The organism is Acidimicrobiales bacterium (genome assembly GCA_041394265.1).
Lineage (GTDB): Bacteria > Actinomycetota > Acidimicrobiia > Acidimicrobiales > SZUA-35 > JBBQUN01.
The window spans coordinates 326,425-338,527 of sequence record JAWKIO010000005.1; the positions used below are offsets into that span (position 1 = coordinate 326,425).

The following is a 12,103-nucleotide window of genomic DNA, read 5'->3' on the forward strand; positions in this document are numbered from 1 at the left end:
TTGCCGCCATCCACTGAAACCTAGGGACCGTTTGGCCGCCTTGCGACGATCATCCCGGCTGCTCCGACCGTGGCGTCGGGTCCCCTGCGCCAGGCATGACCGAGTCGGCGAACACCTCGGACGCCGTGGAGGTCGCACGAACGTTGCCGTCGGCAGTGGCCTCCGGTGCATCCAGATCCTCGAACATGGCCACGAGCTGACGACCGGCAGCCGAGCGTTCCGATACCGAATCGGCAGAGCTTGCGACATCTTGGAGGAGCCGTGCCCGACCGAGCGTCGCTGCAGCGACGGCACCCTCTCTGACAAGACGCTCGAACGCCTCGACGATGAGGGCCCCTTCTCCGTGCTCAATCAACTCTGGAGGCGATTCACACACGGGAGTTCCCCGAGCCGCGCGCTCTCTCGCCTCGCTCCGCCACGACCGAATGCCCAACGCCAACCCGGCTGTGGAGCCCACGCCCAATGCGACCAGTTCCAGGCCCGTCATCGGTCCAGACTGCGACTTGATAGTTGGTCGGCACAGGACCACGGCGAGTTCATGACCTTTATCGTACAGTCTGTCGCAAGAGGGTCTACGAGCTTGGCCCCGCCGATCCTCCACCTCGGCAATCACCAGAGCAATGCCACAGTCGTGGCATTGAAGGCGATGTGCGCCCAGATCGGTGACGCGAGTCCCCCGGTACGACGGGCCAGCCACGCCAACGTCAAACCGACGGCCAACAGGCCCGGGAACTGCACCAACTGAAAGTGGGTACCGGCGAACAGCAGCGCACTCACGAAGACGGCGCCACCGTCGCCCAGACGCCTTGCCAGTCCTCGTAGGAGAACACCACGGAACAGCAGCTCTTCGGCGATCGGAGCGATAGCCACCACGCCGAGAGCAATCGCGGCTTTTTCGGGACCAGAGACCTGACCGAAGAGCGAGACTGCCGGCCCCGACACGTCGAGGTCAACGCCTGCGGCCAACAGAGGGAAGTAGATTCCCGGCACGACGAGTAGCTGGACGGCGACGCCGATCAGAACAGATTTTGCGACGTCCCCCGCCGCGAGGCCCAGCTCGAAGCCAGCACCAATGTCGCCAAACCCGAAGAATCGACCGGCGACGAGCGCCGCACCGACGAAACCGATCCAGAGTCCAAGCTGACCCATCAACAGCGCTGCGATTCCATCACTCCCTGCACCCGCAGTGACAGCGATCCCCGACGCAAGACTCGCGAGCAAGACGGCAATCAACCATCCAGCGAACGCCAACCACATCGGCCACCCAGCGGCCTGCAACGACCGTGGATCGGCCGATGCGGGCAGCAGAAACCCGGCCCCTCGATGCACGATGGATCTCACGCGACGGGCGAACGTTGGATCATGACAGGCACCAGTCGATGGTTGTTGCGAGCGGAGACAGAACGGTCCAGTTTCGTTGGCATCACCGAGGGAAACGACGGAGGAAGCGAGCAACGATATCGCACAGACAGTAGTAGCAGAGATGCCGGTGACCTGTTTGACTTGGCAACGGCACTGAGCCATCCGGGGTCACCGCCCGCCGAACACATCGGTGCTGCCGGATACATCTGCCAGCACCGATATGATTGGACTGTGAACGAGGTGATCGATCGAAGCGACGTCATCCACCTGGCAGCAAAGCTGTTCTGTGGCTTTGGTGATCGAACACGATTGGCCATCTTGGTCCTACTCGCCAGTGGTGAGCGACGAGTGAGCGACGTCGTGGAGTCACTCGACGGCTCTCAGGGCAACATCTCGGGCCATCTGCGATGTCTCAAGGACTGCGGGCTCGTTGCCGACCGCCGATCCGGCCGCGAGGTCTACTACCGCATCGCCCACGACGAGGTCCTCGACCTGCTGCGCTCCGCCGAACAACTACTCGCTGTCACCGGCCACCACATCGACCTGTGCCCGAACTACCGACCGGCCAGCTCGTGACACCCTCGTGACGATCACCCGATTCCACGTCGCAGCGATGGACTGCGCGGCAGAAGAACAACTTGTCCGAATGGCACTCTCCGACGTCGACGGTCTCCGCCGAATCGAGTTCAACCTCGAACAACGTGATGTGATCATCGAGCACGACACCAACACCAACACCATTGCCGCCGCGCTCGAACGACTCGACCTCGGCGTCAGCTACGTCGACGACACCAGTGAGATTGGACCAACCACAGACACCCGACGCGAGCACAACGCACTCCTTGTCGCTCTCGTGATCAATGCCGGTTTCTTCGTTGGCGAGCTCACCATCGGGCTCATCAGTCGGTCGATGGGACTGATCGCCGATGCTCTCGACATGGGTGCTGACGCAAGCGTGTACGCGCTCAGCCTCGCCGCAGTCGGGACCGCAGCGACGCGGAAGAAGCAACTGGCACGAATCAGCGGATACCTCCAGCTCGGGCTCGCAACGATCGGACTGATCGAAGTCGTCCGGCGCTCCCTCACCGACAGCGAGCTCCCCAATCCAACCTCGATGGTCGTGATGTCGATCCTCGCGCTCGCAGGCAACATCGTCACGCTCATCGTCCTCCAGCACGTACGTTCCGGGGAGGCACACCTTCAAGCAAGCTGGATCTTCACCGCCAACGACATCAAGGTAAACGCCCTCGTCATCGCCGCCGCGATCGGTGTGATCGCCACCGACTCTCAGGTCCCCGACCTCCTCGCCGGTGGCATCATCTTTGCCGTTGTCGCAAACGGTGCTCGGCGCATCCTGAACATCAGTCGCTGAGTAACCATCGAGGACCGGCGCCTGCCACGGCAGCAACTGTCGCCCTCGTTGGTGTCGATTTGGCCCTCAACATCGTCCGATGTAGTTGTAACTTACAACTGCTTTCCGTACGCTGCCGCCATGCCACCGAATGGAACTAGCCACGCACAGGAGTTCGTCGGACTCATCCACGCCTTCGGTGTCCTGCGAACCGACAGCACCCCGTGTGGGCAACCCATGTCGGTGTCGACCGCCCACGCAGTCTGCGAGCTTGCGACCACCGGACCGCTCCAACAAAGCGAATTGGCCGACCGTCTCGGCCTCACGACGAGTTCAGTCAGCCGCCTGGTCGATCAGCTCGAACGCAAGGAGTGGGCAGCCAGGGAAGCTGACCCGGACGAGGTCGACAAGCGAGTCCGACTCGTCCGCCTCACCGAACGGGGACACGACATTGCAACGACGGTTCTTGCTGCCCGCTTTGCACGGTTCGAGCGCCTCCTCGACAAGATCGACCCCGCCAAGCACGTCCAGGTATTCGAATCCCTCCACCTTCTGAGAGAAGCTGCTGATGAACTTCGCTAGCCGAATCCTCGTCGTTACGTCCGGCACGATCCTGACAATGTCGTGTGGCTCGTCGAGCGATCTCGCCGAGCGGCAAGAAGCCGTTGCGGTGGCAGGTGCCGAAGTGATGCCCTTCGATCTCGACGCCACGACGCACATCTTCACCGACACTGACACTGGGGGTGTGCAAGAGGTCGTCGCTGACGACCCCAACGACACAGCCAATGTCGAGATGATCGCTCAACACCTTGCCGAGGAGGCCGGCAAGTTCCAGGCGGGCGACTTCTCCGACCCCGAGGCAATCCACGGCCGCTCGATGCCGGGCCTCGCTGTACTCGAAGCTCGATATGCCGAGATCGATGTCGAACTCGTGACCGGCGACGACGGTTCGACACTGATCTACACCACCGATGACCCCGAACTGGTCAAAGCCATCCACGACTGGTTCGAAGCCCAAGCATCTGACCATGGCGAGCATGCCGAACACGATGCCTGATGCCAACGCCGTGCGCCACGGCCTCGACCCCAAGTAGCGACGGGCCCTTGGATCGCTGATCGATCCGTTGGCGCCTGGTGTTTCATCTACGATCCCCTGTCGTAGTATGTCGGTTCGTCCGCGCTACGAGCGCTTGTCCCCGGCCCATGTGGGAGCTACACAATGGCACCTCGACAAACCTTCGATCGACTTCTTCGAGTTCTCGCCCCGGCCGGTCTCGCTGTCGGCCTGACACTGATTGTCGGTGCGTGCGGGTCTGACGCTGCAACGTTCGAAACCGCTGGAGGCGGCGCCGGCAACGAGCTCGGCGCCGAGGTCTATGCGAATTCGTGCGCAGCGTGTCACGGAGCCGACCTGAAGGGCACCGACAAGGGACCATCACACCTCTCCATCGTCTACGAACCCAACCATCACGGTGATGACTCGTTCCGCTCGGCCATTGCCAACGGAGCGCAACAGCATCACTGGACCTTCGGCGACATGGCGCCGGTCACTGGCCTCTCCGATGACGAGGTCGTGGCGGTCATCGCCTTCGTTCGTTCCGAGCAGGAACGGCAAGGCTTCGAACAGTGACCTCAGCAACCGCCAGCACCCACGAGCAACACGAGCGATCGCCGTCGAAGACGTTGGTGCGCATTGCCCTCGCCGTCGCTCTGGCCTCGGTCGTGGCCGTTGCCGCTTTCTTCGTGGTTCGAGTCACCGGAAGCGGTGCGTCACTCAAGTCGGAACTCGAGGACGAGTTCGCCGGCGCCTACCCGGCTGAGCCTGTCGGCGGCGGAGAGGTCATCGACATCGAGCTGGTCGCTGCCCCAGCAACGATCGAAATCATCGACCAGCCAACCGACGTGTGGGCCTACAACGGCACCGTCCCGGGACCCGCGCTCCGGGCCGCCCTCGGCGACACCGTCCGCATCACCGTCCGCAACGACCTACCCGCATCGACCACCATCCACTGGCACGGAATCCGCGTCCCCAACGACATGGACGGCGTCCCCGGCGTCAACCAAACCCACATCGAACCGGGCGACACCTTCGTCTACGAGTTCACCCCACCCGACGCCGGAACCTTCTGGTACCACTCACACACCAACGGCAGCGAACAACTCGAACGCGGCCTCTACGGCAGCATCGTCATCGACGAGCCACCCACCGCCAACCCCGACACCTACGCACAGGACGTGGTGTGGGTCATCGACGACTGGCTCCTCACCGAAGACGCACAACTCGACCCCGACTTCGACACCGCAGCCGACCGGACCCACAACGGACGCTGGGGCAACGTGATCACCGTCAACGCCACACTCGGCGAGACCCTCGAAGCCCAACCCGGGGAACGGATTCGCCTCCGGCTGATCAACGCATCGAACGGACGAGCCTACACCCTCGACTTCGGCAAACTCGAAGCCAACCTCGTCGCCGTAGATGGCTTGACCGTTGGCGAGGTGGGTGACGCCGCTGGGCTCGTCCTTGCTCCCGGCAACCGCGCCGATGTCGACATCACCCTGCCGGCCACCCCCGGAACCTACGTCGTCAACGACACGTTCGTCGGCACACCCCAGCCGCTGGCCACGATCGTCGTGCAGGGCGAAACTGCTGCAGATTCATCCTTCGCACCGACGACCAATGACAATGTGCCCGATTGGGCGGCCGCAGCCGAAGCAGAGATCGACCAGGAGCTCATCTTCGAGACCAGCAATCGAGACGGCGAATGGGTGTGGACCATCAACGGCGAGGTCTTCGGCGAGCACACCCCCGTCGAGGTCACCGAGGGTGAGTTCACCAAGATCAAGCTCACCAACCAAACCCATCCGATGCACCCAATCCACCTCCACGGACAGTTCTTCAAAGTCCTGTCACGAAATGGCGAACCCGTCGACGAACCGTACTTCCGGGACACCGTGCTCTTGAACATGCTCGACGAGGTCGAAATCGGCATGGTCCCCCTCGACGTCGGCGACTGGGTACTGCACTGCCACATCCAAGAACACGCCGAGGCCGGAATGATGACCGTCATGACGGTCACCCCAGCTGCTGACTAGGCCCAGATGCTCGACTCTCGCTTGGCCGCGCCCCTGCACGGTTCTCGGCGCACTAACGAAACTAGGTGACGAAGGTCCCTACCCATACCCCCTAGGGGTATCTAGCGTGGTTGGTGAAGCAACCACCAAACAAAGGGAAGCACCATGAGCTATCTGGAGACCCATCGCAAGCATGTGTGGATGATCGGAGTCATCGCTGTTGCTGTGGCAACAATGAGCTTCGGCCCGGGAGTCGGTCTCGGCATCGGCGCTGGTTTTGCAGCCGGCGCGTTGCTGTGCGGTGCAATGCTCGCGGCAATCGTGTTCTTGGTCAGCAGGTCGGAGACGACGTCGACGCAAACCGAATTCGACTCGACCCAACACGCAACAGCCGACGCCAGCCAACCGCCGTGGCGATCCATCGATACCTGATCGACTCGAACGGGCGACTCAGCAAACAACCACAAGACGTCAGAAAGGAACACTCAAGATGAACACCACCGTGATGCTCCTCGGCGACAGCCGAGGATTCGAACACATGGGCGGATGGGGTGCCGGCTGGATGTGGGTCTGGGGCACCTTGATGATGATCGGAACGATCGCCCTGATCGTCTGGCTCGCCCGGTCGACGAGCTCGACCGCTCCCCTACCACCAACTCCGACGACACCCGTGGATCGAGCACAGCAGGTGCTCGCCGAACGCTACGCACGCGGTGAGGTGTCGACCGAGGAATACCGCGAACGGCTCGAGAACCTCACAAACGGCTAGCCACCCACGGAAGCCCGCTGTCGTCAGTTGTTGCGACCGACGGCGGCGACTCGTCCAGTTCGAGCGAGGGCCGCGTTGGCAACATCAACCAGCCGAGTGATGACGACGGCGCCGAGTACCGAAGTCGTCGCTACGACGTGCACGAGCGCGCGTTGTTCCTGGAACTGGAATCCGACGACGTGGACGACAACAAGTAGGCCGGCCCCATAGCTCAGCCGCTGGGTGCGCTTCCAACGGCGAGCACCCAGCCGTCGCATCGATGTGGTGTTCGAGGTCGCCGCGACCGGAACCAGCAGGAGTAGAGCCGCAAGGCCAGCCCACGACGCCAACGACATGACCAATAACAAGCCGGAGGACCGGACGTAGCTGAACTGTTGCCAGAGCTTCCATCCCGGGTTGTGTATCGTGATGGCGAAACCCACGTGGACGCCGGCCCACAGAGAGGCCCAAACACCGGTCGCCCGCCGCCAACGAACGTGAAGCTGCCGCCGGCGTCCGGCCAACCGCCGAAGTGGTCCGATCACCAGGGTGAGGGCAAGAAACAGCAGTCCAGTTGTCCCGCTTGCGACACTCGATCGCCAGACCAGTGAATCGGCCTTTCGACCATAGGATTTGTCTCGCCACAGCTCGCTCGACAGATCAGTCAGCAGCCAAAGACCGACGGCCAGCACGATCGATGCGCCTCCCGCAGTCAGCTGCGGATGGGACCTGACCGCTCGCGCCGCTGACGCCGGCGCAACGAACCGTCGCCGCCTCTCGTTGCGCAATTTCACTGACTCTTGCGGCACCGCCGAAATTTACGACAGTGCGTCGTAAACGGCAACGGGAAGAAGTCTGAGAAATCGGTCGCCCTGAACCTTTTCCTACGACAGAACGTCGTAGTGTCACGATCTTCAACAACTCTTGGTCGCCCTTGGAGGACCTCGTGCACAAATCCATTCCCGTTTCCGCCGCGATTGCCGCAGCTGGTCTCATCCTCGCCGCCTGCGGCTCCAGTGACAGCGCAGCGGACTCGCCAACCACGACCGCAGCAGCGCAGGCCGCCACTGACGCTTCCTTCAATGATGCTGATGTCGCATTCGCTCAGGAAATGATTCCTCACCACTCCCAAGCAGTCGAAATGGCCACACTGGCGCTCGACCGGAGCGAGAACCCGCAGATCCTCGACCTCGCCAGCCGCATCCAACAGGGGCAAGATCCCGAGATCGAACAAATGCAAGGATGGCTCGCGACATGGGACATGCCCGAGATGGACGACGAGATGGACGGCATGGCAATGAACGGCATGATGTCCGATGACGACATGTCCGCCCTGACCGACGCGAGCGGCCCCGACTTCGACGCCCTGTTCGTCTCATTGATGATCCAACATCACGACGGAGCCATCACGATGGCAAAGTCACTGATCGACGAGGGTTCGGATCCCCAGGTCCGCGCTCTCGCCGAGGGCGTGATCGCAGCCCAGGAGGCCGAGATCGCCGAGATGGAAGCCCTCGAACTCAGCAACTGAGTCCATGACCTGAACCCGGCGGTGGTGTCGAGCAAGCGCACAGAGACTACGCTCTGTAGTATATGCGCTTTCCTCGAACCGCCGCCGGCCGGACCCTGACGACGTTGGCCCTTCTCATAGTCGTTGCTGGATGTTCGTCCGAAACCGGGTACATCGCAACGAGCAACGACGTCGGCCACGTTCATGAACTCGTCGAAGGTGAGGATGGGTTACTCATCGCGACGCACAGCGGGTTGTTCAACATCGAAGAGAGCGACACCGCCGTGCTTGTTGGCGATGGTCGCCATGACCTCATGGCTCTTGCCGTTGCAGCGGATGGGAGTTTGGTTGCTAGCGGCCATCCGGACCTCAGAGATCCTGACTGGCAGCGCGATGGCAAACCGCCTCACATGGGCTTGGCCCGCAGCGTCGACGGCGGCGTCGATTGGCAGCAATCGAACTTGGTTGGCGAGGCGGACTTCCACGCGATCGTCCCACTGACCGAAGGCGGCTACATCGCTGCGGAGTCCTCGGGTTCGATCATGTCGAGCCCGAACGGGATCGATTGGGACACGCTCGCGGAACTCGAGCTACGAGACCTGGTCGTGAACCCGACAACGCCCCTTCACCTCCTTGGCACCACCTACGCTGATGAGTTGCAGGAGAGCATCGATGGCGGAGCGAACTGGAGTCTTGTGGAAGATGCTCCGCCCGTTGCGCTCCTTCAATGGACCGGAGCAGGCATCGTAGGCATCCGACCGGAGGGCACCCTTCTGACCGCGTCGTCACCCGCCGGCCCCTGGACAAATCGTGCCGTGGTCAGCGGCAAGCCCGAAGCATTGCTTGTTGGCGAGAACCTCGTGTGGGTTGCGCTGGAGGGCGGCATCGTGGTCTTTGCACCCGATGCCGACGGCCCCTTCACCACCCTCTACGCTGCACCGCCCGCCGACGACTGAACGGTCAGCGCTCGAGCTCAGCCATCAGAAGTTGCAGATGTGGCCGACGAACTCTGCGAGATGAAGTACCTGCACTGAGGCAGCGGTACTGACGATGCCGAGAATGGCCACCGCAACCGCAGCTCCGAAGAGGAGAGACGCTGGCGAGGCAGGTGCTCCGATGAGAGCTGCAACCCGCTGGACGGATGCTCCCCCCTTGAAGTGAGCAGTCGAGGCCAACTGGTCGACATCATCCTGGCTGTCGGAGTATTCCGACAGCGAGACTGCCGCTCGGGCGATGGCAGTTGCAACGAGTTCCCGGTCGCCGCCGACCGCCTTGACGGCAGCCTCGTCGGCGCAGCGTTCGGTTGCGAGACGGATCTGGGTCGCCAACGGAGCGAGCAGAGGAACCGCGGCGACAGCAATCGCTGCGACGGCAAGGTGCCGGTCGTGGTGCTGGTCGAGGTGGGCCCGCTCATGAGCGAAGAGCACCCGACGCTCTTCCGGCCTCAGCAGTTGGAGAATGCCTTTTGAGACCACCACACAGCCCGGGCGCCCAGGTGCTGCATACGCGATGGGTTCGGGCGTCTCGAGCACCAGCAAGCGGCGCCCCTTTGTGCCAGCCACCGCCCAGCGGCGGAGGCTGAACACCCGGTACACGCGATACGCGATAGCACCGAGTGCAGCAACGGCGGGAAGGCCGATGGCGTAGCTGATCTGGTCATGAAGTGGGATTGCTGGGCACCAGGCCACGAGCTGTTCGATGAAGGCCGTGCGAGCGAGCAGACCGGCCGACAGCATCCCGACGGCACTCAATGCGCTGAAGGCGGCAACGGCAGCAACAGCCGTGAGGGCGCGCAGAGCGAAGGCTGGTCGCATCGTCAAGGGTGCGTGCCCAGCGATGACACCGAGGGAGATACCGACGAGCGCGGGCAGCAGCATGACGAGGGTTGCGACAAGACTCATTTCAGGAGCTTTTTCAGTGCCTTGGCGTCGGCCGATCCGAGTGTCTCGACGAACGAACTCAGGACGGCCATGCGATCGCCGGAAACCTCGAGGGTGTCTTGCATCTGGGCGGCGCGGTGCGCTGCTTCAGATTGAACAGCCGAGTAGCAGTAGGCACGGCCCTGGCGTTCTCGATCGAGGAGGTCCTTCTGCCAGAGTCGGGTGAGGATGGTCATCACGGTGGTGTACGCCAGTTCGGGTGCGACCGCCTGGTGCACGTCGGCCGGCGTGACCGGCTCGGCGCTACCCCAAACGAACTCCATCACCAGATCTTCGAGTGCACCCATGGCTCGCTTCGGTGCCATCAGCTTTTCTCCGTTCTCATAGGTCAAAATCTACCCGGCTCATTGCGGTCGCGTCGTGAGCAACTTCAGGTCGCGGTGGGCTGATCGGATCATGGCCTCGTCGGACCGTACCGCATGCCTGTCCACCGGACGCCCTCATGAGGCAGCGCCAACGAGTATCGCAGTGACCACGATCACTGCTGCCAGCGCAATGGCCTCGACCGTGACGATCGCTCGCAGCCGGGCCCCGTTTCGATCCGAATGATCGGCGTCGAGCGCAGGAATCACCACTCTGTGGTTGTAGCCGCCACAGGCAGCGGCGACGGCGACGATGGCGAGCTTGGCTACGAGCAGCTGCCCCCACGGTGTGGTCCACAGCTCGCTGACCGAATCCAACACGATGACAGCGAGAGCAACACCGCTGACACCGACGGCCACAAGCGACACCGACGCGATGACGGAGAACCGCAGGCCCAACTGGAGCGCTCGGTGAGGGTGACCGCCACGATGACGTCGCCAGAGGACGACCATTAACATGATGGCACCACCAGCCCAAATCGACCCGGCAAGGAGGTGGACCATGTCGGTGATCCCTGTGAAGAAACGGTTGCCCCGCGAGACGGTGTGGCCGTCGAAGAGAAACGACAAGCTGACCAACGCGGCCCCGACGAACGCTCCCGCCGATTCCTTCGATACATCCCACGCTTCATCGCCATCTCGGACGAAGTCCGAATGGCTGCCAGCAGCTGGCGGGCCGCTCGCTCGGTTCTCCGCTGATGGCATCGACCCGCTGGTGGCGCCGACACCCGCGAACTCCTTCAGCGCCACGACCGGATCGCTGACACGGTGCGCTTCGACGAAGAACGAGCGCACGCCTGTTGCGAGCAACGTGCCACCAACGAGGCGAAGTGCGAGCGCTGCACCGGCGACGCTCGTGAGAACCGGCCAGAGCTCGGACCATGAGAGGAGTGATGCCCAGCCATCGCCGCTGTTGACGAGAACTCGGCCACCGAACGCCAGCAGTCCGCCGATGGCGACGACCCATCCGCTGCGCCGAACCCAGCGCAGCACGTACCAGATGTCTCGCCTCGCGCCCCGCAGAACAGCGACGGCGAACACGAGCGCTCCGACGCCGATGATTGTTCCGCCGATGCTGAGTGAACGCCCGAGGGTCATGAGGCGATCAGCTCCCGATTCGGACGCGGCGTCGCTGATCAGGAACTCGTCGAGCTCCACCGCTGCTTGCGGTGCCGCCAGTGCCGCTTCGCTTGCTGGTTCTTGGCCGCGCTCTGCATTCGGGGCGGTGGCCGCTTCCTCTGAAGCCGATGCGAGGTCACCGACAGCGCTGTCTTGCGTTGACGGCGCTGCCGCCTCGGTCTCACTTCCATCGTCGACTGGGGGTTGCTCGGCTACGGCCGGGGCGGCGGATGGCAGGAGTTCGAAGGCGTAGGACCCTTCGATCGGATGGAGATCCGGAGCTTTCACTGACCAGCGGACACCAATCTGCCCGGCCGCGAGTGGTGGATCGAACATGAGGATGAATGTGCGGGTGTCGTCAGTTGACACACTCGCAGGGATCCTGACGTTTCCGTCGCCGTCGAGTACTTGGAAACCATCACCGGTCTCCTCGGAGTCACCGGTGAAAGAGATGACCAGTTCCGACAGGGGACCTTCGACAACGTCACCGTCGGCCGGGTCTGATGATTCGAACCCTGTGTGTGCGCCAGCCGGAGCGACCGATCCGAGCAACACGAATATCATGACGGCGGCGAGTGCCGCTCCAAGTCTTCCAACCACTTACAACCCTCGATTCGACTGCGAGCGTCGCTCGCA

16 protein-coding genes are annotated in these 12,103 nt (G+C 62.8%); 10 read left to right on the plus strand and 6 right to left on the minus strand.

What is annotated here, in order from left to right; translation table 11 throughout:
* Nucleotides 1–49: 49 nt before the first annotated feature.
* Both R2733_01650 and R2733_01655 read right to left on the minus strand, forming a co-directional pair.
* Nucleotides 50–355: a hypothetical protein gene (locus R2733_01650; GenBank protein MEZ5375185.1), complete on the minus strand. Its 306-nt coding sequence runs from the start codon at nt 353–355 to the stop codon at nt 50–52.
* A 254-nt stretch (nt 356–609) separates the two neighbouring features.
* On the minus strand, nt 610–1,233 hold the full coding sequence (locus R2733_01655; GenBank protein ID MEZ5375186.1) for a type II CAAX endopeptidase family protein: 624 nt from the start codon (nt 1,231–1,233) through the stop codon (nt 610–612).
* A 360-nt stretch (nt 1,234–1,593) separates the two neighbouring features.
* Here R2733_01655 and R2733_01660 point away from each other — a divergent pair, with 360 nt between their 5' ends.
* From R2733_01660 to R2733_01695, 8 genes are all read left to right on the plus strand, one after another.
* Nucleotides 1,594–1,938, plus strand: a complete 345-nt coding sequence (locus R2733_01660; protein ID MEZ5375187.1) for a metalloregulator ArsR/SmtB family transcription factor — start codon at nt 1,594–1,596, stop codon at nt 1,936–1,938.
* A gap of 7 nt (nt 1,939–1,945) precedes the next feature.
* On the plus strand, nt 1,946–2,734 hold the full coding sequence (locus R2733_01665) for a cation transporter (GenBank protein MEZ5375188.1): 789 nt from the start codon (nt 1,946–1,948) through the stop codon (nt 2,732–2,734).
* A 120-nt stretch (nt 2,735–2,854) separates the two neighbouring features.
* Nucleotides 2,855–3,295: a MarR family transcriptional regulator gene (locus R2733_01670; GenBank protein ID MEZ5375189.1), complete on the plus strand. Its 441-nt coding sequence runs from the start codon at nt 2,855–2,857 to the stop codon at nt 3,293–3,295.
* Nucleotides 3,282–3,770 carry a hypothetical protein gene (locus tag R2733_01675; GenBank protein MEZ5375190.1) on the plus strand — a complete coding sequence of 163 codons (489 nt, stop codon included), beginning with the start codon at nt 3,282–3,284 and terminating at the stop codon, nt 3,768–3,770. Before R2733_01670 ends, R2733_01675 begins: the two co-directional genes overlap by 14 nt.
* 162 nt (nt 3,771–3,932) lie before the next feature.
* A complete protein-coding gene (locus tag R2733_01680) occupies nt 3,933–4,343 on the plus strand; it encodes a cytochrome c (GenBank protein ID MEZ5375191.1) in 411 nt (136 codons plus the stop codon).
* Nucleotides 4,340–5,809 carry a multicopper oxidase family protein gene (locus R2733_01685; protein MEZ5375192.1) on the plus strand — a complete coding sequence of 490 codons (1,470 nt, stop codon included), beginning with the start codon at nt 4,340–4,342 and terminating at the stop codon, nt 5,807–5,809. Before R2733_01680 ends, R2733_01685 begins: the two co-directional genes overlap by 4 nt.
* A gap of 144 nt (nt 5,810–5,953) precedes the next feature.
* The gene (locus tag R2733_01690) at nt 5,954–6,220 is read left to right on the plus strand and encodes a hypothetical protein (protein ID MEZ5375193.1); all 267 of its coding nucleotides are present in this window, start codon (nt 5,954–5,956) and stop codon (nt 6,218–6,220) included.
* A gap of 58 nt (nt 6,221–6,278) precedes the next feature.
* On the plus strand, nt 6,279–6,557 hold the full coding sequence (locus tag R2733_01695; GenBank protein MEZ5375194.1) for a hypothetical protein: 279 nt from the start codon (nt 6,279–6,281) through the stop codon (nt 6,555–6,557).
* 23 nt (nt 6,558–6,580) lie between these two features.
* Here R2733_01695 and R2733_01700 read toward each other — a convergent pair whose 3' ends face one another.
* Nucleotides 6,581–7,345, minus strand: coding sequence for a ferric reductase-like transmembrane domain-containing protein (locus R2733_01700; GenBank protein MEZ5375195.1), 765 nt, complete (start codon nt 7,343–7,345; stop codon nt 6,581–6,583).
* A 137-nt stretch (nt 7,346–7,482) separates the two neighbouring features.
* Here R2733_01700 and R2733_01705 point away from each other — a divergent pair, with 137 nt between their 5' ends.
* Both R2733_01705 and R2733_01710 read left to right on the plus strand, forming a co-directional pair.
* The gene (locus R2733_01705) at nt 7,483–8,067 is read left to right on the plus strand and encodes a DUF305 domain-containing protein (protein ID MEZ5375196.1); all 585 of its coding nucleotides are present in this window, start codon (nt 7,483–7,485) and stop codon (nt 8,065–8,067) included.
* 233 nt (nt 8,068–8,300) lie between these two features.
* Nucleotides 8,301–9,002 (plus strand): hypothetical protein, encoded by a 702-nt coding sequence (locus R2733_01710; GenBank protein MEZ5375197.1) that lies wholly within the window; start codon nt 8,301–8,303, stop codon nt 9,000–9,002.
* Nucleotides 9,003–9,026: 24 nt separating this feature from the next.
* Here R2733_01710 and R2733_01715 read toward each other — a convergent pair whose 3' ends face one another.
* The 3 genes from R2733_01715 to R2733_01725 all read right to left on the minus strand — a co-directional run bounded on the left by R2733_01715 (nt 9,027) and on the right by R2733_01725 (nt 12,031).
* On the minus strand, nt 9,027–9,947 hold the full coding sequence (locus R2733_01715; GenBank protein MEZ5375198.1) for a M56 family metallopeptidase: 921 nt from the start codon (nt 9,945–9,947) through the stop codon (nt 9,027–9,029).
* A complete protein-coding gene (locus R2733_01720) occupies nt 9,944–10,291 on the minus strand; it encodes a BlaI/MecI/CopY family transcriptional regulator (protein ID MEZ5375199.1) in 348 nt (115 codons plus the stop codon). Before R2733_01720 ends, R2733_01715 begins: the two co-directional genes overlap by 4 nt.
* 135 nt (nt 10,292–10,426) lie before the next feature.
* The gene (locus R2733_01725; protein ID MEZ5375200.1) at nt 10,427–12,031 is read right to left on the minus strand and encodes a CopD family protein; all 1,605 of its coding nucleotides are present in this window, start codon (nt 12,029–12,031) and stop codon (nt 10,427–10,429) included.
* Nucleotides 12,032–12,103 lie beyond the last annotated feature (72 nt).

Bases quoted from the DNA above. Each gene is read 5' to 3' on its own strand.
- R2733_01720 (MEZ5375199.1), bottom strand. From the start codon at position 10,291: ATGGCACCGAAGCGAGCCATGGGTGCACTCGAAGATCTGGTGATGGAG.
- R2733_01670 (MEZ5375189.1), top strand. From the start codon at position 2,855: ATGCCACCGAATGGAACTAGCCACGCACAGGAGTTCGTCGGACTCATC.
- R2733_01680 (MEZ5375191.1), top strand. From the start codon at position 3,933: ATGGCACCTCGACAAACCTTCGATCGACTTCTTCGAGTTCTCGCCCCG.
- R2733_01715 (MEZ5375198.1), bottom strand. From the start codon at position 9,947: ATGAGTCTTGTCGCAACCCTCGTCATGCTGCTGCCCGCGCTCGTCGGT.
- R2733_01690 (MEZ5375193.1), top strand. From the start codon at position 5,954: ATGAGCTATCTGGAGACCCATCGCAAGCATGTGTGGATGATCGGAGTC.
- R2733_01695 (MEZ5375194.1), top strand. From the start codon at position 6,279: ATGAACACCACCGTGATGCTCCTCGGCGACAGCCGAGGATTCGAACAC.
- R2733_01725 (MEZ5375200.1), bottom strand. From the start codon at position 12,031: ATGATATTCGTGTTGCTCGGATCGGTCGCTCCGGCTGGCGCACACACA.
- R2733_01675 (MEZ5375190.1), top strand. From the start codon at position 3,282: ATGAACTTCGCTAGCCGAATCCTCGTCGTTACGTCCGGCACGATCCTG.